Source organism: Frankia sp. AiPs1 (genome assembly GCF_023716945.1).
Lineage (GTDB): Bacteria > Actinomycetota > Actinomycetes > Frankiales > Frankiaceae > Frankia.
In genome coordinates this window covers 4,965-5,574 of the sequence record NZ_JAMQQF010000396.1, presented here as the reverse complement: position 1 = coordinate 5,574, position 610 = coordinate 4,965, and the positions used below count along the sequence as shown (strand labels likewise).

Annotated in this window: 1 protein-coding gene; it reads right to left on the bottom strand. The window is 77.0% G+C overall.

Annotation, left to right across the window (positions count from 1 at the left end):
* Positions 1–398 (bottom strand): acyl-CoA dehydrogenase family protein (locus tag ND748_RS23795; protein WP_251748186.1); only part of this gene is annotated, 398 nt, incomplete at its 3' end.
* Positions 399–610 lie beyond the last annotated feature (212 nt).

The following is a 610-nucleotide window of genomic DNA, read 5'->3' as shown; positions in this document are numbered from 1 at the left end:
ACGCCGGCGAGCGCCGCCGAGTCCTCGGCGAAGGCCGCGCGCAGCGCTCCGTCGGCGATGCCGGGCAGGTACGCCTTGTTCGCGGCCTCGTCGCCGGCCGCGAGCAGCGCCTCGGTGGCGAGCACGACGGTCGACAGGTAGGGCGCGCACAGCAGCGCCGCGCCCGCCTCCTCCATCACGATCCCGACCTCGACCGGGCCGAAGCCGGCGCCCCCGTACTGCTCGGGGATCGCGAGCCCGGTCAGCCCGAGGTCGGCGATGCGGTGCCAGCAGGCCGGATCGAACCCGTCCGGGGTCTGCATCAGCCGACGGACCTCGGCCTCGGGCGAGATGTCGGCGAGCAGGTCCCGGACCATCGACCGCAGCCCGTCCTGCTCCTCGGTGAAGACGAACTCCATCAGGGCGCCTCCGTCCACCGGTCGGCCCGCCGGGCAGGCGACCGCGACCGCTCGGAAAGCGAGTAAACCATAATCTCTTTTTTCGTCCTAGCCCCGCATCACCCGGTCGTGCCCCCGGGGGCGCCGCGGGGGGGCGGGGGGGGGCGGCGCGGGGGGGGGGGGGCCCCGCCGGGGGGGGCGGGGGGGGGGGGGGCGGGGGGGGGGGGGGGGGG